Annotated in this window: 16 protein-coding genes; 12 read left to right on the forward strand and 4 right to left on the reverse strand. The window is 71.5% G+C overall.

All coding sequences use genetic code 11. From position 1 onward, the window contains the following. The first annotated feature begins 583 nt into the window (after positions 1–583). The 8 genes from IEY96_RS10880 to IEY96_RS10915 all read left to right on the forward strand — a co-directional run bounded on the left by IEY96_RS10880 (position 584) and on the right by IEY96_RS10915 (position 12,853). Positions 584–2,314, forward strand: coding sequence for a GMC oxidoreductase (locus IEY96_RS10880; RefSeq protein WP_189194786.1), 1,731 nt, complete (start codon positions 584–586; stop codon positions 2,312–2,314). Between the two features lie 172 nt (positions 2,315–2,486). Beyond that, a complete protein-coding gene (locus tag IEY96_RS10885; RefSeq protein ID WP_189194677.1) occupies positions 2,487–4,286 on the forward strand; it encodes an alkyl/aryl-sulfatase in 1,800 nt (599 codons plus the stop codon). 212 nt (positions 4,287–4,498) lie between these two features. Continuing rightward, positions 4,499–5,101: a TetR/AcrR family transcriptional regulator gene (locus tag IEY96_RS10890; RefSeq protein ID WP_189194678.1), complete on the forward strand. Its 603-nt coding sequence runs from the start codon at positions 4,499–4,501 to the stop codon at positions 5,099–5,101. 169 nt (positions 5,102–5,270) lie between these two features. After that, positions 5,271–6,587 carry an MFS transporter gene (locus IEY96_RS10895; protein WP_229791506.1) on the forward strand — a complete coding sequence of 439 codons (1,317 nt, stop codon included), beginning with the start codon at positions 5,271–5,273 and terminating at the stop codon, positions 6,585–6,587. A gap of 170 nt (positions 6,588–6,757) precedes the next feature. Further along, positions 6,758–8,242, forward strand: coding sequence for a long-chain-fatty-acid--CoA ligase (locus IEY96_RS10900; protein WP_189194679.1), 1,485 nt, complete (start codon positions 6,758–6,760; stop codon positions 8,240–8,242). 203 nt (positions 8,243–8,445) lie between these two features. Continuing rightward, complete coding sequence (locus IEY96_RS10905; protein WP_189194680.1) at positions 8,446–10,161, forward strand: aldehyde dehydrogenase family protein; 1,716 nt, start codon at positions 8,446–8,448, stop codon at positions 10,159–10,161. Between the two features lie 354 nt (positions 10,162–10,515). Next, positions 10,516–10,992 (forward strand): hypothetical protein, encoded by a 477-nt coding sequence (locus IEY96_RS10910; RefSeq protein ID WP_189194681.1) that lies wholly within the window; start codon positions 10,516–10,518, stop codon positions 10,990–10,992. Positions 10,993–11,026: 34 nt separating this feature from the next. After that, the gene (locus IEY96_RS10915) at positions 11,027–12,853 is read left to right on the forward strand and encodes a glycoside hydrolase family 15 protein (protein WP_189194682.1); all 1,827 of its coding nucleotides are present in this window, start codon (positions 11,027–11,029) and stop codon (positions 12,851–12,853) included. An 86-nt stretch (positions 12,854–12,939) separates the two neighbouring features. Here the strand turns inward: IEY96_RS10915 and IEY96_RS10920 are convergent, their stop codons facing one another. Both IEY96_RS10920 and IEY96_RS10925 read right to left on the reverse strand, forming a co-directional pair. Further along, complete coding sequence (locus IEY96_RS10920; protein WP_189194683.1) at positions 12,940–14,313, reverse strand: MFS transporter; 1,374 nt, start codon at positions 14,311–14,313, stop codon at positions 12,940–12,942. Then, complete coding sequence (locus IEY96_RS10925) at positions 14,310–14,657, reverse strand: nuclear transport factor 2 family protein (protein WP_189194684.1); 348 nt, start codon at positions 14,655–14,657, stop codon at positions 14,310–14,312. Before IEY96_RS10925 ends, IEY96_RS10920 begins: the two co-directional genes overlap by 4 nt. 78 nt (positions 14,658–14,735) lie before the next feature. Between IEY96_RS10925 and IEY96_RS10930 the strand changes: the two genes are divergently transcribed. After that, positions 14,736–17,351 carry a helix-turn-helix transcriptional regulator gene (locus IEY96_RS10930; protein ID WP_189194685.1) on the forward strand — a complete coding sequence of 872 codons (2,616 nt, stop codon included), beginning with the start codon at positions 14,736–14,738 and terminating at the stop codon, positions 17,349–17,351. 198 nt (positions 17,352–17,549) lie between these two features. Next, positions 17,550–17,795 carry a hypothetical protein gene (locus IEY96_RS10935; RefSeq protein ID WP_189194686.1) on the forward strand — a complete coding sequence of 82 codons (246 nt, stop codon included), beginning with the start codon at positions 17,550–17,552 and terminating at the stop codon, positions 17,793–17,795. 16 nt (positions 17,796–17,811) lie between these two features. Here IEY96_RS10935 and IEY96_RS10940 read toward each other — a convergent pair whose 3' ends face one another. Continuing rightward, complete coding sequence (locus IEY96_RS10940) at positions 17,812–17,955, reverse strand: hypothetical protein (RefSeq protein WP_189194687.1); 144 nt, start codon at positions 17,953–17,955, stop codon at positions 17,812–17,814. Positions 17,956–17,987: 32 nt separating this feature from the next. Here IEY96_RS10940 and IEY96_RS33125 point away from each other — a divergent pair, with 32 nt between their 5' ends. Both IEY96_RS33125 and IEY96_RS10945 read left to right on the forward strand, forming a co-directional pair. After that, positions 17,988–18,572: a DUF885 family protein gene (locus tag IEY96_RS33125; protein WP_268247143.1), complete on the forward strand. Its 585-nt coding sequence runs from the start codon at positions 17,988–17,990 to the stop codon at positions 18,570–18,572. Next, entirely contained in the window at positions 18,521–19,651 is a 1,131-nt protein-coding gene (locus tag IEY96_RS10945) for a DUF885 domain-containing protein (protein ID WP_268247144.1), read from the forward strand. The genes IEY96_RS33125 and IEY96_RS10945 overlap by 52 nt, the downstream gene beginning before the upstream one ends. 365 nt (positions 19,652–20,016) lie before the next feature. On the opposite strand, the gene IEY96_RS10950 is transcribed toward IEY96_RS10945, so the two are convergent. Beyond that, positions 20,017–20,952, reverse strand: a complete 936-nt coding sequence (locus IEY96_RS10950) for an NAD-dependent epimerase/dehydratase family protein (protein ID WP_189194688.1) — start codon at positions 20,950–20,952, stop codon at positions 20,017–20,019. Between the last annotated feature and the right edge of the window lie 58 nt (positions 20,953–21,010).

A 21,010-nucleotide genomic window follows, 5' to 3' on the forward strand; every position in this document is an offset into this window, starting at 1 on the left:
GCGGCTCGACCGGTTGGCGTTGGAGGACTCGGGTCAACCCGCCCGGGTGGCTCATCGCCCGGGTCCGGCAGTCCCCACCGCGCCTGCCGCAGGGGATGACGATCGCGCTGGCTGGATCTGTGCCGCGGTACCGGCCGCTCCACCGTGCAGGCCGCAGACGCACTCGCCCGTGACGAACTCGATGATCTCGTCACGGTCGTGGGCGTGGATCTCGTCGTGGCCCAGGGCCGGTACGGCAGTTCCAGCTATGCCCACCGGGCCGCACAGTGAGTCGCGTGCTCGCGCCGCAGGCGGAAGGATCCGCCGCGCAAGATCGCGTACGGGTGATCCCGGCAGGATCCCGGTGACCGCTCCGCCAGAACCTGGGCGGTACGCCCCCTGGGCTGTGGCTGGTGGGCGGCCCGGGCCGGTCCTGGCGCACCACAGCAAATTCTCCTGCCGTCAGCCTCTTGCTTTGCGCACCTGCAATAACAATACTGCGAGTAACGTATTGGCTCGTCTCGGAGATGGACTCACCGGCGTCACCGAACCGGGCCTGGGCGCTGACCACGGTTCTGACCCTCCTGCGGAAGGCACGCCTCTCATGACCACCCACGACTACGACGTGCTCGTCATCGGCTCCGGCTTCGGCGGATCCGTCTGCGCCCTGCGTTTGACCGAGAAGAACTACCGGGTCGGGGTGCTCGAAGCCGGCCGGCGCTACACCAGCGAGGAGCTGCCCAAGACCTCCTGGGACGCGCGAAAGTTCGTGTGGGCCCCGGCCCTGGGCCTGTACGGCATCCAGCGGATCCACCTGCTGCGCGACGTCGTGATCCTCGGTGGTGCGGGCGTCGGCGGTGGATCGCTCAACTACGCCAACACTCTGTACGAGCCGCTCGCGCCGTTCTTCACCGACCCGCAGTGGGCTCACATCACCGACTGGCGCGACGAGCTCGGGCCGCACTACGACCAGGCCCGGCGCATGCTCGGGGTCACCATGAACCCGACCGTCACCGAAGCCGACAGGGTCATCAAGTCGGTGGCCGACGACCTGGGGGTCGGGGGCACGTTCACACCGACGCCGGTGGGAGTGATCTTCCGCGAGGACGGCCAGCGGCCCGGCGCCGAGGTCGACGACCCGTTCTTCGGTGGGGCCGGGCCGAAGCGCAACACCTGCATCGAGTGCGGCTCCTGCATGACCGGTTGCCGCTACAACGCTAAGAACACCCTGGACAAGAACTACCTGTACCTGGCGGAGCAGAACGGCTGCGACATTCACCCGATGACCACGGTGTTCGACGTCGAGCCGCTCGCGGACGGCGGGTATGCCGTGCACACGGTGTCGACGGGCAAGTCCGTCCGCCGTAAGCGGCACAGGCGCACCTTCACCGCCGCGCACGTGGTCTTCTCGGCCGGCACCTACAACACCCAGAAGCTGCTGCACCGCCTGCGCGACACCGGGTCGCTGCCGCACATCTCCGCCAGACTGGGTCAGCTGAGCCGGACCAACTCCGAGTCCATCCTGAGCGCCAAGGCTCGTGCGAAGAACCCCGCCTACACCCGCGGCGTCGCGATCACCTCGTCGATCCACCTCGACGAGCACACGCACATCGAGCCGGTGCGCTACGGCAAGGGCAGCAACGCGATGGCCCTGTTGCAGGCCGCGCTCACCGACGGCGACCAGGGCCGGCCCCGCTGGGTAACGTGGCTGCAGACGCTGCTCACCCAGCCCCGGCAGTGGACCTGGTTCTCGCCGAGGAGCTGGTCCGAGAAGACGATCATCCTGCTGGTGATGCAGGCGCTGGACAACTCCATCACCGTCCGCGGGCGCAAGAGCCTGCTGGGTCGCTACAAGCTCACCTCCGGCCCGGGCCACGGCGAGCCGAACCCGAGCTGGATCCCCGCCGCCAACGACGTCGCTCACCGGGTCGCCGCCAAGATTGACGGCATTGCGGGAGGCACGATCGGGGAGATCGCGAACATCCCGATGACGGCCCACTTCATCGGCGGCTGCCCGATCGGCGACTCTCCCGAGACCGGCGTCGTCGACGCGTACCATCGGCTGTACGGGCACCCGGGGATCCACGTCGCCGACGGCTCGACCGTGTCGGCGAACCTCGGCGTGAACCCGTCGTTGACCATCACCGCTCAGGCCGAGCGTGCCATGTCGTTGTGGCCCAACCGCGGCGAGCCTGACCTCCGGCCCGCGTTGGGCTCGGCGTATCAGCGCTTGGCCCCGGTCGCGCCGGTCAGGCCCGCTGTCTCGGCGGGTGCCCCGGCGGCGCTGCGCACGGCCGGCTGCGCGCCGTCATCAGCCGACCACCCGGCTCCGTGATCGTCAGGCGGGGCGCGGCCGCGACGGATACCCGGACGGGTTGCGGGCACGGCGTGCCCGCCCGCTTCAGGGCATTCGAGAAGGCCGGCAGCCGATTCCGGGCAGACGTGCCCCTCCCGACCCGACCCGGGTCTGAAAGACATACCCAGACATATCCGTGCGGAGGTAGGCGATGAACAACGGACTCGACTTCGGTGATCGGACCGATTTCGACAACGCCGACCGGGGCTTCGTCTCGGCGCTCACGCCTGGTGTCGTCACGGCTTCGGACGGGCGGGTCGTGTGGGACGCCGACTCATGGTCCTTCCTCGCAGCCGACTGTCCGGACACGGTGAATCCGAGCTTGTGGCGGCAGAGCCGGCTGTGCGCCCGTCAGGGCCTGTACGAGGTCGCCGAGGGCATCTACCAGGTACGTGGCCTGGACATCTCAAACATGACGATCATCGAAGGCGACAGCGGGGTGATCATCATCGATCCGCTGTTGAGCGTGGAGACCGCTGCGGCGGCGTTCGGCCTGTACCGAGCCCAGCGCGGCGACCGTCCCGTCACCGCGGTGATCTACAGCCACTCCCACGCCGATCACTTCGGTGGTGTTGCCGGCGTCACCGACGGCAACGTCCCGATCCTCGCGCCGGTGGGTTTCATGGAGCACGCCGTGGCGGAGAACGTGTACGCCGGCACGGCGATGACCCGCCGGGCGGGGTTCATGTACGGAGCGACGCTGCCGACCGGGCCGGCCGGGCAGGTCGGGTTCGGACTGGGGCTGGCCTCCTCCACGGGAACCGTGTCGCTGTTTCCGCCCACTGTCCACATCACACGCACCGGGCAGGAGGAGACCATCGACGGCGTGCGCATGGTGTTCCAGCTGACGCCGGGTACCGAGGCGCCGGCGGAGATGAACTTCCTGTTCCCCGACCGCCGCGCCCTGTGCATGGCCGAGAACGCCACGCACACCATGCACAACGTGCTGACCCTGCGCGGTGCGCTGGTACGCGACGCCCGGATCTGGTCGCGGTACCTGACCGAGGCGATCACCATGTTCGACGGCCAGGCGGACGTGCTGTTCGCCTCGCACCACTGGCCCACCTGGGGCCACGACAACATGATGCGGTTCCTGTCCGAACAGCGTGACCTGTACGCCTATCTGCACGACCAGACGCTGCGGCTGGCCAACCAGGGCCACACCGGGAGCGAGATCGCCGAGATGATCCAGCTGCCGCCGGCCCTGGGCACGGCGTGGCACGCGCGCGGCTACTACGGGTCGGTGTCGCACAACGTCAAGGCCATCTACCAGCGGTATCTCGGCTGGTTCGACGGCAACCCGGCCAACCTGTGGCAGCACCCGCCGGTCGAGACCGCCAAGCGGTACGTCGACTGCCTCGGCGGTGTCGAGGCGGTCCTGACGAAGGCGGGCGACTACCTGGCTGGCGGGGACCCGCGGTTCGCCGCGCAACTGCTGCAGCACGCCGTCTTCGCCGACCCTCATCACGGCGACGCGAAGGAACTGTTGGCGCAGGTGTACGAGAGGCTCGCGTACACGTCGGAGAACGGCGTCTGGCGCAACTTCTACCTCACCGGCGCGCAGGAGCTGCGGTACGGGCCCAAGATCACGCCGGTCGACCTCGGCGCCGGAATGGCCGCGGTGCTGTCGGTCGAGCAGATCTTCGACACTCTGGCGATCCGGGTCGATGCGCCGAAGGCCTGGCACGACACGATCGTCATCGACTGGACGTTCACCGACCTGGGTGAGTCGTATCGGACGACGTTGCGCAACGGGGTGCTCCTCCAGCAGCAGAACGTGCCGGCTGGGCAACCCGACCTGAGCCTCTCCCTGACCAAGCGGGACCTGCTGGGCATGCTGGCCGGCCATGGCCTCGGCGGCATCGCGTACGACGGCGAGATCGACGCCCTCAAGCGCCTGCTCGGCCACCTCGACGCGCCTGACCCGAATTTCGGGATCGTGACGCCGTGATGGCCGGGGCCGGCTCGGCTGCTGCGGCGACCCCGAGTCAGAAGGCGGCGAACAGCTGATCAGCCTCCCGCCCGCGCTGAGCAGATCGACGCGCGATGGCTCATCGGCGCGGGTTGACGCGGGCGCCACGTGACGAGGTGTCCTGAGCCACTTCAGCCAGGATGGGTCGGCTCCCCGCGAGCATGGGACGGCCTCGCCCGTAGGCTTTTGGGATGGCCGGTGTGCGGGTGAGTCGGGTGGAGCGAGGGCCGGGGCGTCCCCGGGAGGAGCGCGTCACCGGCGCGGTCCTGTCGGCGGTGCTGGACCTGGTGGCTGAGAAGGGCCTGGACGCCGTAACCATGGACGCAGTGGCCGCTCGCGCCGGAGTGAGCAAGCCCGCCATCTACCGGCGCTGGCCGGGCAAGCACGATCTGCTCATCGCGGCGGCCGAGACTCGCATCGGGACGCTCGCCGTGCCGGATCTGGGAGACTTCCGCGCCGAACTGCGGGCGGTGCTGGACGCGCGTCTGGAGGCCTACCGGATCCCGGGGACGGCCCGGTTGCTGGCGGGCCTGATCGCCGCGTCGGAGGAGGGTGGCGAGGTGCGCGGCGCGTACCAGCGGTATGTCACTCGAATCATGGGTGAGACGCGGAAGATCCTGGAGCGCGGGATCGCCCGCGGTGATGTGCGTGCCGGGGTCGACGTCCGGACCGCGGCCACGCTGGTGGCGGCACCGATGATCTTCCGCCTGGTGATCGAGCAGCAGCTGCCCGACGAGCGCTTCGCTGCGGACGTGGCCGACCTGGTCGCCCGCGCGGTGGGCTCGCCGGCCTGACCCGCTCCCGCGACCTGGGCTTTCGGGTTTTCTGGCGCAGGCCCTTGCCCCGGCGTTCGCCAATAACGATACTGCCCGTAACGAATGTCGCGTGCCGGAGGTCACACGGGCGTCCCGCTCTCCTGAACCGTCCGGCTCGCCCCACCCCTGCAGCCTCCGCGGAGCCACCGTGACCGACACCGAAGTCGCACCCGCAACGCCCGCATGCCCATCCGGGAGGACGCGTGACAGCCGGCGCCGCGCCTGGACCGTCACCGCCCTGCTCGTCGTCTTCATGATGATCAACTTCGCCGACAAGTCCATCCTGGGTCTGGCGGCCGAGCCGATCCGGGACGACCTGGGCCTGTCCGCGACCCAGTTCGGTATCGCCAACAGCGCCTTCTTCCTGCTCTTCTCCATCTTCGGTGCCGTCGGCGGGCTGCTCGCCGACCGGATTCCGCCCCGGTGGCTGCTGCTGGGGATGGTCGCTCTCTGGTCGGTGTCCCAGGCGCCCATGGCGCTCGGCGCGGGCGTCGCCATGCTGTTCGCTTCCCGGATCGTGCTCGGCGCCGCGGAAGGGCCCGCCTTCCCCGTCGCCCAGCAGACCGCCCTGTCCTGGTTCCCCGACCAGCGGCGCAACCTGCCCAGCGCCCTTATCACCGCCGGCACCACGCTCGGCGTAGTGATCGCCGCTCCCGGGCTGACCTGGGTGGTCGCCGAGCACGGCTGGCGAGCAGCGTTCGCCGTGGTCGCCGTCGCCGGCGCGCTGTGGGCGCTGGTGTGGGCCTTCGCCGGCGGGGAGGGCACACACGCGGTCGGCACCGAGACCGACGCACCCGTGGCGGCCGCGACCGGCTCCGAGCCCGCCCGGGGCAACGTCAGCTACCGTCGCATCCTCGGAACCCGCTCCTGGATCGGCGTCACCGCCGCCTACTTCAGCACCTACTGGATGGTTGCCCTCGTGGTGGCGTGGCTGCCCTCGTACCTGCACGACGGGCTGGCCTACTCCACCACCACCTCGGCGAACCTGGTGGCGCTGCTCTGGGCCGTCAACGCGGTGGCGCTGCTGGCCCAGGCCGGGCTGACCGGATGGCTGCTGCGGCGCGGGATCACCAGCCGCTGGGCCCGCGCCCGGGTCGGCGGCATCACCCTCATCGTCAGCGCGGCCGGCTGCCTGGCCCTGACCGCCAGCCACGGCGGCCCGCTCACCGTGCTGCTCCTGATCGCCGGGTTCGGTATCTGCGGGGTGATGGCGAGCATCGCGGTCACGACCGTGGCCGAACTCGCCCCGGCCGAGCGCCGTGGTGGCGCCCTCGGCCTCATGAACGGGGTCGTGACCACCGCGGGCCTGATCGCCCCCATCCTGGTCGGCCGCCTCGTCGACACCCAGGGCACCGCCGGGTACGGCACCGCCGTCCTGGTCTCCGGGGTCGTGCTCCTGCTGGGCGGGCTGGCCGCCGTCACCCTCGTCGACGCCGACCGGGACAAGCACCGCCTGGCACGCTGACGGGCCCCGGCGGCGGGGCTGGTCGCCCGGGCCGCCACAGCGACACCCCATGCGGTGCCGTCGTTTCGATCGCGGCCCGGCCAATGAGCGCCGTTACGGCCAGCATCCGCTGGGCGCCGCAGCCGCCGACCCACCGTCCATCCATCCGCACGAAACAGGGAGACCTGGTCATGACCAACCTTGCCCAGAACCTGGCCGCCTCGGCGGCCCGCGACGGCGCCGCTCCCGCCATCCGGCTCGGCGACGCGGTGCTGTCGTTCGCCCAGCTCGACGAGGCGAGCGCCCGGGTGGCCGGGCTGCTGCGCGACCGCGGCGTGCAGCCCGGCGACCGGGTCGGCATCATGTTGCCCAACGTGCCGCAGTTCGCCGCCGCGTACTACGGCATCCTGCGCGCCGGCGCGGTGGTGGTGCCGATGAACGTGCTGCTCAAGTCGCGTGAGGTGGCGTTCTACCTGGGCGATTCGCAGGCCAAGGTGGTGCTGGCCTGGCACGGGTTCGCCGAGGACGCCACGGCTGGCGCGGCCACGGCCGGGACCGAGTGTGTGCTGGTGACGCCGGGCCCGTTCGAGACCCTGCTGGCGGAGATCACGCCGCAGGTCGGGGTAGTCGAGCGCGACGGAAGCGACACCGCCGTCATCCTGTACACCTCCGGCACCACAGGCACGCCCAAGGGCGCCGAGCTGACCCACGCCAACCTCACCCGCAACGCCGAGGTCGCGATCGATTTGCTCACGCTGACGGCCGGCGACGTCGTGCTGGGGGCTCTCCCGCTGTTCCACTCGTTCGGGCAGACCTGTGGGCTCAATGCCGCGGTCGCCGGCGGGGCCTGCCTGGCGCTGGTGCCGCGCTTCGACCCGCAGGCGGTGCTCGACACGATCCACCACCACCGGGTGACGATCTTTGAGGGCGTGCCGACCATGTACGTCGCGCTGCTGACCTACCCGGAGCGGGCCAGGTCCGACGTGGACAGCCTGCGGCTGTGCGTGTCGGGCGGGGCGGCTCTGCCGGTGGAGGTGCTGCGGGCGTTCGAGGCCGAGTTCGGCTGCATCGTGCTGGAGGGCTACGGGCTGTCGGAGACCTCGCCGATCGTGTCGTTCAACCACGCCGACCGCGAGCGCAAGGCCGGGTCGATCGGCACGCCCGTTGCCGGGGTGGAGATGGCGCTGCGCGATGTCGAGAACGGCGTCGGTGAGATCGTGATCCGCGGCCACAACATCATGAAGGGGTACTGGGGCCGGTCGGACGCGACCGCGGAGGCGATCGACGCGGACGGCTGGTTCCGTTCCGGTGACCTGGGTCGCATGGACGACGAGGGCTACTTCTTCATCGTCGACCGTAAGAAGGGCATGATCATCCGTGGTGGGTACAACGTGTACCCACGTGAGGTCGAGGAGTTGCTGTACGAGCACCCGGCGGTGCGTGAGGCGGCCGTCATCGGCATCCCGCACGCGGAGCTGGGCGAGGAGATCTGTGCGGCGGTCGCGCTGAAGGACGGCGCCACGGCAACCGCCGAGGAGCTGCGCGAGCACGTGAAGGCGCAGGCGGCGGCGTACAAGTACCCGCGGCACGTGTGGATCGTTGACGAGCTGCCGAAGTCGCCCACCGGCAAGATCCTCAAGCGGGGGATCGAGGCCCCGGCCGACCTGGTCGCGTAGCCCGACCCGACCCGACCCGACCCGACCCGCTCCGGCTTCCGGATACCGTCGCCTGCCGTCGGCAGGACGGCAGGCGACGGTCTGATCGCTGCGCACTGCAGAAGACCCGGACCCGACCGCCGCACCGTCCGCCGGATGCGGGGCCGACCGGACCGACCGAGCACGCCGCACCGCCGACCTTCGCCGACAAGGACGTCGCCCTGATGAGCATCAGCCCCACCGTCACCGCCCGACTCGACCAGATGATCGCCGAGCTCTCCGACGGCGAGCGCGGCTGGGCCCGCGAGTCGCTCGCCTCCCGCCGCGCCCTGCTGCTGCAGGTGCACGCCAACGTCGCCGCCCACGCCGACGAATGGGTACGCGTCGCCGCTGCCATCAAGCAGTTGCCCGCCGGCTCCCCGATACTCGGCGAGGAATGGATCAGCGGCCCGTGGGCGGTCCTGGGGTACATGCCTGCGCTGGCCGAGACGCTGACCCGCCTCGAGCAAGGCCGTGACCTGCTGGCCGGGTGCCCGATCGGAGCCGCGCCCGGTGGCCGAGTCACCGTCGGCGTGCTGCCGTACAACGTCTTCGACCGGCTGCTGCTCAGCGGCTTCCGGGCCGAGGTGTGGATGCAGCCCGGCGTCACCGAGGAGGAGACCCGCGAGCACGCCGGTCTGGGCCTGCGCGCCCCCGCGCAGACGGCCGGCGTTGCCGTGGTCATGGGCGCCGGCAACATCTTCTCGATCGCCCCGCTGGACGTGCTCTACCAGCTGTACGCGTACAACCGCGTGGTCCTGCTCAAGCTCAACCCGGTCACTGACCCGCTGCTGCCGGTGTTCGAGGCGGTGTTCGCCCCGTTCATCGACCGCGGCTACCTGCGCATCGTCACCGGCGACGCGCAGGTCGGCGACCACCTGGTGACCCACGAGGGTGTCGACGCCGTACACATCACCGGCAGCGAAGCCACCCACGACGCGATCGTCTGGGGCGCGGGGGAGGCGGGCGCCGCGGCGAAGGCCGTGGGAACCCCACGGCTGGACAAGCCGATCACCAGCGAACTCGGCGGGGTGTCCCCGGCCATCGTGGTGCCCGGCCGCTGGTCCAAGGCGGACATCCGCTTCCAGGCCGAGCACATCGCCACCCAGCGCCTGCACAACAGCGGCTTCAACTGCATCGCTGCCCAGATCGTCATTGTCAGCAGCGACTGGCCGCAGAAGCAGGAGTTCCTCACCGCGCTTCGCGCCGCCTTCAGCAACGCGCCCGCCCGCCCCGCCTGGTATCCCGGCTGCGACCTGCGGGTGGCCGACGCGCGGCGGGCGCACCCGCACTTCGAGGCCGTCGGCGGCACCGCCGAGCGCACCGTGCTGTGGGGCTTGGACCTCGGCGACGATGCGGAGTCCGCGTTCGGCGCCGAGTACTTCGGCCCGGTCCTCGGCGTCGCCGAGCTGCCCGGCACGGGCCTGGAGTTCCTCAACGCCGCGGTCGACGCCGCCAACGAGCGCATGCACGGCACGCTGGGCGCCAACCTGGTGATCGACTCCCGCACGCAGCGACAGCTGGCCGCGCGCCTGCGCGAGAGCATTGCCCGGCTGCGCTACGGCACCATCGGCGTCAACGCCTGGACCGGCGTGGGCTACCTGACGGCCCGCGCCACCTGGGGAGCCCTTCCCGGGCATACGCTCGACGACATCCAAAGCGGCCGCGGTATCGTGCACAACTCGCTGCTGCTGCACCGTCCCGAGCGGACCGTCGTGTACGGGCCGTTTCGGCCGCTGCCGCGCTCGGTCATGACCGGCGAGTTCAGCATCACCCCGAAACCGCCGTGGTTCCTCACCAACCGCACCGCCGCTTCGACCGGGCGGCGGCTGACCGCGTTCGCCGCCCGGCCCCGTTGGGCGGCCCTACCCGGCATCTTCGCCTCCGCGCTGCGAGGGTGATGTCGGTGACCCACAATGCGTCCGGCCGGTCGACGACGAACCGCCGGTTGACCAGAACCGCCGACGGCGAGATCGGCGACGACTGGGTAGATCATGTTGGAGGCCGTTCCCCCACGCGAAACCGGGGGAAGCCCATACCTCCACAAGCAGGCCGATGTGCCCGGGTGGGTGGCTTATGGTGAAGCCGGGGGCGGCCGCGGTGGTCCGTGCCGGTGCGAGGCGCACGCCCTGATCAGAGCCGTAGTGCCCTTCACGTTGTGCAGCTGAGGGATGGACCCATGCCAGGAAGAACATCCACCCGTGCCGGAACGCTCGCCGTGACCGGGAACAAGCGCGACGTCGGCCATTGCTGAGATGGACTGGGCCGGATGGGGTCTGTTCGGGTTGGTCGCCACCGCGGCGCTCACCGCGGCGTTGATCACCGCGCAACTGGCCGGCCTCACCCGCCTGGATTTTCCCCTGGTGCTCGGGACCCTGGTCACCGAGGATCCCGATCGGGCCCGGATCGTCGGGTTCGTCATCCACCTCTGCGCCGGTCAGGGCTTCGCCCTCGGCTACGCGGCCACGTTCGCCGTGCTGCACCGGGCCACCTGGTGGATCGGGGCGCTGCTCGGGCTGCTGCACGTCGGCATCGCGCTGACGGTGCTCCTGCCGCTGCTTCCGGGCGTCCATCCCCGCATGGCCTCGCAGCGGGCCGGCCTGACCAGCACGGCCGTGTTGGAGCCGCCCGGCCTGTTCGCCGTCAACTACGGCGTGCAGACTCCCGCGGTCGCGGTCGTCGTCCACGTCATCTACGGGATCGTCCTCGGACTGCTCCTCCGGGCCGACTGACCCGTGGTCGCCGACGGGTGAGGGAGCGATCTTCATGACTGGCGGATTCGACCGGGCTTCCCGACGGCCGGCACCGATCAGCGAGTACGGGCTGCTGGGTGACACCCGCACCGCCGCCCTCGTGGCCGGCGACGGCGGGATCGACTGGCTCTGTGTGCCGCGCTTCGACGGCGAGCCGCTGTTCGGCCGGCTGGTCGGTGGCCCGGAGGCCGGAACGTTTCGGGTCGGCCCGGCCCGGCCCGGGACGGTCGTCGACCGACGCTACCGCCAGCACACCGCCACCCTGGAGACGACCTGGGCGGTGGGCGGCGGCCGCCTCACCCTCACCGAGGGCATGGTGGCCGAGGTCAGCGGTCGCCTGCTGCCGACGACTCTGCTGGTGCGGCGGCTGTCGGCCGAGCACGCGGCGGTCGAGGCCGTCGTGGAGTTCGACCCCCGCCTCGGCGCCCTGCACCGCCGGCCCCGGATCCATCACCGTCGCCAGGCCCTGGTCTGTGCGTGGGGGTCGGTTGCGATCTCCCTGGCGAGTGCGCCCGAGCTCGCCATCGAGACCGGCCGGTCCACCTCGATCACGGTCCGGCCCGGCAGCCCGATCACCCTCGTGCTGGCCTTCGCCCACCGCGAACCGCTGATCCACGTCGACCCGGCAGCAGCCTGGGACCTACTCGTCGAGGACGAGAACCGGTGGCGGGACTGGAGCACCGAGATCGACGAGTCGCTGCCTTTCCGCGAGGCCGTCGTCCGGAGCCTGCTGACCATGCGGCTGCTCACCTACTCGCCGTCGCAGGCTCCGGTGGCGGCGCCCACGACGTCGTTGCCCGAGGATCCCGGCGGGATACGCAACTGGGACTACCGCTACGTCTGGCCCCGGGACGCCAGCATCGGCGTCAGCGCCTTCCTCGGCGTCGGCAAGGCCAGGGAGGCCCACGGCTTCCTCGCCTGGCTGCTGCACGCCAGCCGGCTGCAGCGGCCCCGCCTGCCCGCACTACTCACCCTGCACGGTCGCAACGTACCGGCCGAACGCGACCTGCCCGGCTGGCCCGGCTACCTCGCCAGCGTCCCGGTACGGATCGGCAACGGCGCCGCCGGCCAGCACCAGCTCGACGGCTACGGCTGGGTGGTCGACGCCGCCTGGGCGTTCGCGCAGGCCGGACAGCGCCTCTACAGCGAGACGTGGCGGGCGGTGCGCGGCTTCGCCGACGTGGTCGCCGGCCGCTGGCAGGAGCCCGACGCCGGCATCTGGGAGGTCCGCGAACCGACCCAGCACGTCCATTCCAAGCTCATGGGCTGGCTCGCGCTGGACCGCGCCCTCCGCATCGCCGACACCCATCCGCTGCCCGACCGCCAACGCCGGCGCTGGCAGGAGGCACGGGACGCGATCGCCGCCGAGGTCCGGACGCGCGGCTTCGACCCCGAGGCGGGCTGCTACGTCCGCGGCTACGGCACCCAGGACCTGGATGCAGCCCTGCTCGTCCTGCCGCTGCTCGACCTGGACGACATCGAGTCGCCCCGGGTGCGGGGCACCATCGACGCCGTCCGGGACCGGCTCTCCGCCGGCGGTCCGCTGCTCTACCGCTACCCGCCGGGCCGTGACGGGTTCCCCGGCGGCGAAGGCGCGTTCCTGCCCTGCTCGTTCTGGCTCGTGCAGGCCCTGGCCCGCACCGGGCGCCACCGCGAGGCCGTCGAGCTGTTCCAGACCCTGCTCGACCACGCCAGCCCGCTCGGCCTCTACGCCGAGGAGATGGACCCCGCGACCGGCGCCCACCTCGGCAACTACCCCCAGACGCTCACCCACGCCGCGCTCGTCCAGGCCGCACTCGCCATCCGGGACGCCCCCACCAGCGGCCCGGTGTCCGCCTGACCGAGGAAACGCCCCGCCGGTAGACCGCCGTGGGGGAGCGGCCCACCGGCCGCCGGCCCGAGGGGCGGCGGCCGGTGCGTACGGCGTCATCGCCTCGGCAGCAGTTGGATGATCGCGGCCAGCGCCAGTTCCAGCACGATGAGCAAGACCAGCCCGGCCCGGAACCCGCCGGTCAGATCCGCGGCCCGGTAGAAGACGATGCCGATGAGCGCCACCCCGACCGCGTTGCCGGTCTGGTTCACCGTGGCGAGCACTCCGGCGGCGGCCCCGGTGTGCTGCGGGGTGATCCGGGAGAGCACGGTGGTGGTGAGCGGGGCGAGCGCGATGCCCATGCCGATGCCGTCCACGGCCAGCCCCGGCACGAGCCAGCCGGTCCCGTGCCCGGCCGCCTGCCACATGCCGTACAGGCCCGCGACCATCACCAGCGCGCCCACGCTGACCACCTGCCGACCGAGCCGGGCGGCGATCCGGTGCGCGTACGTCGAGGTGGCCAGGTAGCCGGCGCCGATGGCGATGAAGACGACGCCCGACTCCAGCGCCGACAGGCCCCGCTCGACCTGCAGGTAGAGCGCCAGGATGAGGAAGAACGACGCCTGCCCCATCCAGAACACCTGGGTGGCCACGAGCCCCACCGAGAACGCCCGCTCCCGGAACAGCGTGGGATGCACCAGGGGTTGCGCGCTGCGCCGCTGGGTCGCCCCGAACTGCGCGAACAGCAGCACCGAGGCGGCCAGACTCAGCCAGGTCCACACCGGCCAGCCCTGCTCCCGCCCCTCCACCAGCGGCAGGACCAGCGCCACCAGCGCCGCGCTGACCAGGACCACGCCGGCCAGGTCGAGCCGGGTCGACGGGTGGCGGGACTCCGGCACCCGGCGCAGCAGCGCCAGCGCGGCCACCCCGATCGGCAGGTTGATGAGGAAGCACAGCCGCCAGTCCAGGCCGAACAGGTCCGCCCGGATCAGCAGGCCGCCGATCAACTGGCCGAAGACGGCGCCCAGACCCAGCGTCAGGCCGTACCGGGCGATCGCCTTCGGCTGCTCGGCCGGCGCGACGCTGGTGCGCACGATGGCCAGCACCTGCGGCATGAGCAGCGCCGCCGCGAGTCCCTGGAGCACCCGGGCGCCCACCAGGACACCCGCGGTGGGCGCCAGCCCGCAGAGCACCGAGGCCGCGGTGAACAGCGCCACTCCGAGGCCGAAAACCCGGCGGCGGCCATACCGGTCGCCCAGCCGGCCGCCGGTGATCAGGCCGGCGGCCACCGCGAGGACGTAGCCGGCGACCACCCACTGCAGCGCGGCCGGGCCGGCGTGCAGGTCGCGTTGCATCGCCGGCAGGGCCACGTTGACGATGAACGCGTCGATCGCGGTCATGAACGTCGAGATCAGCAGGACCGGCAGGAAGGCGCCGGGCCGCGCGGCCGGTGCGGTGACCCGCACCGGCCGCGCGTTCAGGAGCGTCATGCCGGCACCCGGTCCAGGAAGCCGTGCACGGTGGCGATGCGGCCGTCGGTGATGACCGCGACGTCGAAGCCGACAACGATCGGCTCGGCGCCGCGCGGGCCGAGGTTCCAGGTGAACCGGGCCAGGTCGTGGTGGGCGTCGACCGGGCCAGCGAGGCTGAACTCCAGGCCGGGGAACTGCTGCTGCACGCCGGCGATCAGCGCGTCGATCTGGTCGCGGCCGGCGACGGAGGCCAGCGGGTCGGTGTACGTCCCGTCGGCCGTCCACACCTCGTCGATGAGGGCCCGGCGGGCGGCGGCGTCGGTGGTGTTCCAGGCGGTGAGGTACTTCTCGATCAGTTCCATGGCCACGACGCTATGGATGATCCGGCGCCCGGGAATCGGTAGCGCTTAGGTACCGCGTACCTGTGTAGGGTGCGGAGAATGTTGCACGGCCGCGCCGCAGAGCAGGACCGGATCGCGGCCCTGGTGGCGCGGGCCCGGGCGGGGGAGAGCGCCGCGTTGGTGCTGCGGGGCGGTCCGGGCATCGGCAAGACCGCGCTGCTGGACTGGGCCGCCGAGCTGACGTCGCCGGCGGGCCGGCCGCTGCGCGTGCTGCGCGCCAGCGCCGCCGAGTTCGAGGCCGAGCTTCCGTTCGCCGGGCTGAGCCAGCTCGTACGGCCGGCGCTCGACCGCCTCGACCGGCTGCCCGCACCGCAGCGGCAGGTGCTCGCCGCGGTGTTCGGGCTCGGCGGCGGCGCCCAGGCCGACCGGCTGCTGGTAGGGCTCGCCGTGCTGTCGCTCCTGGCGGACCTGGCCGAGGACGGTCCGCTGCTCTGCCTCGTCGACGACGCGCACTGGCTGGACAGCGTCTCCGCCGAGGCGCTGCTGTTCGCCGCGCGCCGGCTGCACGCCGAGGGCGTCGTGATGATCTTCGCGGCCCGGGACGGGGTCTTTCCCGCCCCCGGCCTGCCCGAACTGACCGTCGGCGCGCTCACGCCGGCCGACGCCGTCCGGCTGCTCGACCCGCAGCTCCCTCCCGAGGTACGGATGCGGGTGCTCGGCGAGGCGCAGGGCAACCCGCTCGCGCTGATCGAGCTGCCCCGCGTCGTACGGGCCGACGACCCCGGCGGCCCGCTGCCGCTCACCGACCGGTTGCAGGCGGCGTTCCACGGCCAGGTCGACCGGCTGCCCGCCGGCGCCCGGGCGCTGCTGCTCGCCGCCGCCGTCGAGGACACCGGCGACCTGGACGTGCTGCTGCGCGCCGCCGCCCCCCTCGGCGGCGGCCCGGCGGACCTGCGGCCGGCGGAGGAGGCCCGGCTCGTCGAGGTCACCGGCCGGCGGCTGCGGTTCCGCCACCCGCTGGTCCGCGCCGCCGTGCACGCCGCCGCCACGTACCCGGAGCGGCTCGCCGTGCACCGGGCGCTCGCGGAGGTGCTCACCACGCCCGACACCGCCGACCGGCGGGCCTGGCACCTCGCCGCGGCCACCACCGGACCGGACGAGCAGGTGGCCGCCACCCTGGAACGCACCGCCGAGCAGGCCCGCGCGCGCAGCGGCTACGGCGCGGCGCTGGCCGCGTTCGAGCGCGCCGCCGAACTGAGCGGGGACGAGGCCGCCCAGGCACGCCGGCTGCTGCTGGCCGCCGAGAGCGGCCTGCAGTCCGGGCACCTCGACAACGCGGTCCGGCTCGCCGAGCGGGCTGCCGGCGTGGTGAACGAGCCGGCCTTCCACGCCCGCGTCGCCTGGATCGAAGGACACGCCTGGTTCTGGCAGGGCGGCCACCAGACCGCGTACGACCTGATGAGCCAGGGCGCGCAGCTCGACCCGGGACAGCGGGACGCGTTGCTGGTGGCGGCGTTCCACCCGGCCTGGTACCTCGGCGAGCCGTACCTCGGCGCCTGCCTCGACCAGCTCGCGACCCTCGACCATCCGGTGGCCCGCTACCAGGTCGCCGCCGTCCGGGGCCGACCGCTGCCGCTGGCCGCGGTCGCCGCCGAGGCAGGCGCCGAACCCCGCGACCGCGTGCAGCTCTGCGGGCTCGGCTTCGTCGCCGGCCAGGACGCCGAGACGTACGAGCTGGCCTCCGGCCTGGTCGCCCGCTGCCGAACGGAGGGCGTCCTCGGGCTGCTGCCCACGCTGCTGTTCTTCCTCGCCGAGGCGGAGTTCTTCCACGGCCGGCATCGGGACGCCGCGGTCAGCCTCGACGAGGCGGTCCGGGTCGCCCGCGACGGCGGCCAGCCGCTGTGGGTCAGCCAGCTGCTCGCCGTGCAGGCGGTGCTGGCCGCCGTGGCCGGCGACGAGGCGCGCTGCCTGGAGCTGGTGGCCTCGGCGCTGGACGGCGCCGCGGCGGGCGCCGAGGCGGCCGGCCGGGCGTGGACGCTGTGGGCGCTGGGTCTGCTCGACCTCGGCCAGGGCCGGGCCGAGTCCGCCGTGACCCGGCTCGCCACCCTGCAGGAGAACCCGTACGCCCACCAGGTGTGCGCGTACCGGAGCGTGCCCGACCTGGTCGAGGCGGCCGTCCGGGCCGGCGTGCCCGAGCAGGCCGAGGAGGCGGTCACCCGCTTCTCGACGTGGGCGCAGCGGGTGGACCAGCCGTGGGCGACGTCCCTGGCGTACCGGTGCCGGGCGCTGCTCTCCGGCGACGAGCAGGACTACCTGCTGGCCCTCAAGGCCGGCGGCCGCCCCTTCGAACAGGCCCGCACCGAACTGCTGTACGGCGAGTGGCTGCGCCGCGCCCGGCGCAAGGCCGACGCCCGCGGCCGGCTGCACCATGCCCTGCACACGTTCGACCAGTTGGGTGCGGCCCCGTGGGCGGCGCGGGCGCGCGGCGAGCTGGAGGCCACGGGGCTTCGCGCCCCGCAACCAGCCGCGTCGGCCGCCGCCGACCTCACTCCGCAGGAGCTGCAGATCGCCCGGCTCGCCGGCACGGGTCTGTCCAACCGGGACATCGCCGCGCAGCTGTTCCTCAGCCCCAAGACGGTCGCGTACCACCTGTACAAGGCGTACCCGAAGCTCGGCGTCACCAGCCGCACGGAGCTGGCCGCCCTGGCGCTGTGACCAGCCCGGGCGTGCCATCAGGCAGTGACACGCCAAGGCGCTCCTCAACGATGCCAATCCCTGAAGATGAGTCAGGTGGGTGTCGCGGCCGACGGCGTTGCCGTGCTCCGATATCACGCACCGCGGGGAATGTGAGGGCAGCTTATGCCGATCATCACGGTTCGTCGTGCCATGGACGTTGGCGGGATTCTGAGCCGCATGAAGATCGAAGTCGATGGCGAGGTCGTGGCACGCCTCAAGCGTGGGGCCAGGCAGAGCTTCGATGTACAGCCCGGCCAACATCGGGTGCGGGTGCGTGTGAGTTGGCAGAGCAGCTTGCCAGTCGAGGTGACCCTGGACGGCGCCGAGACGGTCACCTTGGAAGCGGCATACAGCGAGCGATCGTGGAGGTTCACGGAGACGTTCCTGCGGCCCGAGGGCGCCCTCGACTTGCGGGTGGTGTGACCTAGGCATGACGAGATCAAGTTCCCCGCTCTGTCTCACCTTGAGCCGAGGCACGCAGCGCTCTACTCGTCCGCCGCGGCATCGCCTGCGTCGTCAGCAGGCCGTGCTCGTCGACGTCGAGCACGTTGGAGAAGATCGCCATGACTTGTTCGAGCGTCACGGCAGCTAGGGCAAGGCCCTAGCATTGCGCCCATGATCGAGGACTTCCCGGATCGGCTCCTGTGCGACATGGCCAGGCTCGATCCCTGCACGGCGGTCGTCGAGGCTGGCGAGCAGGATGTCGACGGGCTTACCGACTACAGCCCGGAGGGCCACCAGGCCCGCGCCGACCTCGCAGTCCGTGCCCTGCGCGAGCTCGAGATCTTGGGTGACGCACTGCCGGCCGCGACCCCGCTGCACGCCCACCTCGCCGAACGGCTGCATACGCGTATCGCCTTCCACGACGCCGGGGACGACCTGCGCGAACTGCACGCGGCGGCCACCGGTCCACTTCAGCTAATCCGCCAGGCCGTCGAGGCCGCGGTTCCCGGCCGCGGCGCCGAGGGCGCGGTGTTCGAGGAGGGCTGGGCTCGTGTCGGCGCACGCCTGGCCGCGATCCCCGCGGCCCTGGATGGGTATGCCCGCAGCCTCTTACTCGCCGCGGAGCGCGGCAATCTGCCGGCGCGCCGTCAAGTGGAGCTCGTCACGCAGCCTGCAGCAAATGGATCGACGACGATGTCGCCCTGGTGGATCGCTACGGCGAGGGGCGTCAGCGGGCGTCGTTGCAGGCCGCAGTGACGGGCTCGCGAGAGGCGTACCAGAAACTGGCCGAGATGCTGACCGCGGACCTGGCACCGCGGGCCGTTGAGGAGGAAGCGTTCGGCCAGCAGCGGTACGCACTCTGGGTGCGCACCTTCCTCGCGGCCCAGCCTGACCTGCGCGAGCTGTACGACTGGGGCTGGGACGAGTTCCGAGCGATAGAGGCAGAGCTGATCGCGGAAGCGAAGGCCCAGGGCGGGAGCGTGCCAGAGGTGCTCGCCTTGCTCGCCAGCCCCGACGCGCCCGGCACGCTGCACAGCAGGGAGGCGTTCGCCGCGTGGCTGCAGGAGCTGTTGGAGGCCGCCACCGAGCGACTGGACGGCGTGTACTTCGACATCCCCGCCCCGCTGCGGCGCATCGAGTCGCGGTTGACCACGTCGTCCGGCATTGCCTACACCGGGCCGTCACGGGACCTGACGCGGCCGGGCCGGGTCTGGTGGTCCCTCCCCGAGGACGCAGCGAGTTTCCCCACCTGGTACGCCTACAGCACCGCCTATCACGAGGGCGTTCCCGGCCACCACCTCCACCTCGGCTCCGAGGTCTGCCGGGGAGGCCTCGGGCAGCGGCTGAACCTGCTCGGCGGCCTCTCCGGCAGCCAGGAGGGCTGGGCACTGTACGCCGAGCGGTTCATGGACGAGCTCGGGCTCTATGAACAGCCGGGTGCTCGACTGGGTTATCTGTATATGCAGCTCCTGCGGGCGGCACGGGTGGTGCTCGACATCGGCCTGCACCTGCGACTGCCGATGCCGTCTGGTGACAGATCCTTGTGGACGCCGGATGCTGCGCTGAAGCTGCTGCGGGACCGCTGTCACCAGGGGCCGTACGCGTCCGCCGAACTCGCGCGTTACCTGGGCCGGCCAGGGCAGGCGCTGGCCTACAAGGTGGGTGAGCGCGTGTGGCTGGCAGGCCGCTCGTCCTTCCCCGGCGACCGGCGCAGATTCCACCGTCAGGCGCTGGAGCTGGGTTCGCTGGGCTTGGATCAGTTGACGGCCGCCCTCCAGGGTGACCGCGCAACACTCGTGCACCGCCGTAAAACAAGCCGAGCACCGCACTTGTAGCTGTGCCTGACGTCCTTCGACATCCGACCAGTCTGAACCAGGGCCGGACCTATTAGCGTGGAAGACCGTGACATCAACCCGCTCGTGGTCGAATCCTAGGTCCGGATATGCCGCAGTCCGTGCATGCTGATCGATGAAGAGCGGTCACGGTCGGTGGCTGGCCACTGGGTCGAGCGGGCACCCTGAACTGCCGATGTGCGTGCACTGGTGCCGCCAGATCATGCTCACAGTGGAAGCCGATAGCCAAGGGGCAGCGATACGTCGGGCACGGTCGAAGGGCAGCCATCCTTGCCGGATGGATGCCCTTCGACACGCATTCGGCTCCCCGAATACCTACCGAGGCGGGAAGAACGACGCTCAGCAAGTCACGGCACAACCTGGAAGCCTTGGCGCCAGGTGGGGTGTGTCGGGCGCCAGCCCAGTTCGCGCTTGGCCTTGGCGTTGGAGGCGCCCCGCAGTTCGGTCATGAGCACGACGCCGGCCTGTCCGGCGGCCAGCCGTCCGATGAACCGCGGTACGCGCATCGGTTTCTTGGCGCCCAGCATCGCTGCCAGTTCCGGCAGCCATTCGGCGACCGGGGCGGGATCGTCATCGACGATGTTGTAGACACCGCGGCCGCCGTTCTCCACCGCTGCGACCGTGGCCTCGGCGGCGTCGGCGATGTGGATGAACGACCACACCCCGCCGCCGTCGCCGACGACCGGGAACTTGCGTTTGCGGATCATCTCGAGCTGCTCTGAGCCTGGCGCCATGGAGGTGCCGGGTCCGTAGAACGCGCCGTAGCGCAGCACGATCCCGTCGGTCCAGGCGGCGCCCAGCACGGCCTTCTCCAAGTGCTCGATGGCGGCGATCATCGGTGCCATCTGGTCGACCGGTGCGCGATCCAGGGGGTCTTGTTCGTTCTTGACCGGCCCGCCGGTCCGCGTGTAGGTGAACGCGCCGTTGCTCTGGGCGACGAACCGTCGTACTCCTGTGGCGCGTGCGGCCGCGAGCAGGTTGTCGGTGCCCTCGATCCGCAGCCGGTTGGTGGCGGCGAAGCTGCGTTCGAAATGGCGGGTGTCGACGTGCCCGATGGCGGTCAGCTGGTGAACGATCACCTCCGGGGCCGCCTGGCGCACGGCCGCCTCGACCTGGGCGCGATCCAACGCATCGGCGATGACCGGTACCGCGCCCAGCTGTGCTGCCCTGGCCTTGTTGGATTCGCTGCGGATCATGGCGAACACCTCGTGTCCGGCATCGACCAGACGCGGCACCAGTTCCTTGCCCATCGCTCCGGTCGCTCCTGCCACCAGCACTCTCATCGTCGGCTCCTTGCTGTCCGGTTCGGGTTGTCACTTGAACCGGATGGCCCGCCGATTC

The sequence above is a fragment of the Micromonospora fulviviridis genome (assembly GCF_014648395.1).
GTDB classification, from domain to species: domain Bacteria; phylum Actinomycetota; class Actinomycetes; order Mycobacteriales; family Micromonosporaceae; genus Micromonospora; species Micromonospora fulviviridis.

Bases quoted from the DNA above. Each gene is read 5' to 3' on its own strand.
- IEY96_RS10900 (WP_189194679.1), top strand. From the start codon at position 6,758: ATGACCAACCTTGCCCAGAACCTGGCCGCCTCGGCGGCCCGCGACGGC.
- IEY96_RS10925 (WP_189194684.1), bottom strand. From the start codon at position 14,657: ATGGAACTGATCGAGAAGTACCTCACCGCCTGGAACACCACCGACGCC.
- IEY96_RS10920 (WP_189194683.1), bottom strand. From the start codon at position 14,313: ATGACGCTCCTGAACGCGCGGCCGGTGCGGGTCACCGCACCGGCCGCG.
- IEY96_RS33125 (WP_268247143.1), top strand. From the start codon at position 17,988: ATGATCGAGGACTTCCCGGATCGGCTCCTGTGCGACATGGCCAGGCTC.
- IEY96_RS10935 (WP_189194686.1), top strand. From the start codon at position 17,550: ATGAAGATCGAAGTCGATGGCGAGGTCGTGGCACGCCTCAAGCGTGGG.
- IEY96_RS10950 (WP_189194688.1), bottom strand. From the start codon at position 20,952: ATGAGAGTGCTGGTGGCAGGAGCGACCGGAGCGATGGGCAAGGAACTG.
- IEY96_RS10885 (WP_189194677.1), top strand. From the start codon at position 2,487: ATGAACAACGGACTCGACTTCGGTGATCGGACCGATTTCGACAACGCC.
- IEY96_RS10910 (WP_189194681.1), top strand. From the start codon at position 10,516: ATGGACTGGGCCGGATGGGGTCTGTTCGGGTTGGTCGCCACCGCGGCG.
- IEY96_RS10915 (WP_189194682.1), top strand. From the start codon at position 11,027: ATGACTGGCGGATTCGACCGGGCTTCCCGACGGCCGGCACCGATCAGC.
- IEY96_RS10880 (WP_189194786.1), top strand. From the start codon at position 584: ATGACCACCCACGACTACGACGTGCTCGTCATCGGCTCCGGCTTCGGC.
- IEY96_RS10905 (WP_189194680.1), top strand. From the start codon at position 8,446: ATGAGCATCAGCCCCACCGTCACCGCCCGACTCGACCAGATGATCGCC.
- IEY96_RS10890 (WP_189194678.1), top strand. From the start codon at position 4,499: ATGGCCGGTGTGCGGGTGAGTCGGGTGGAGCGAGGGCCGGGGCGTCCC.
- IEY96_RS10930 (WP_189194685.1), top strand. From the start codon at position 14,736: ATGTTGCACGGCCGCGCCGCAGAGCAGGACCGGATCGCGGCCCTGGTG.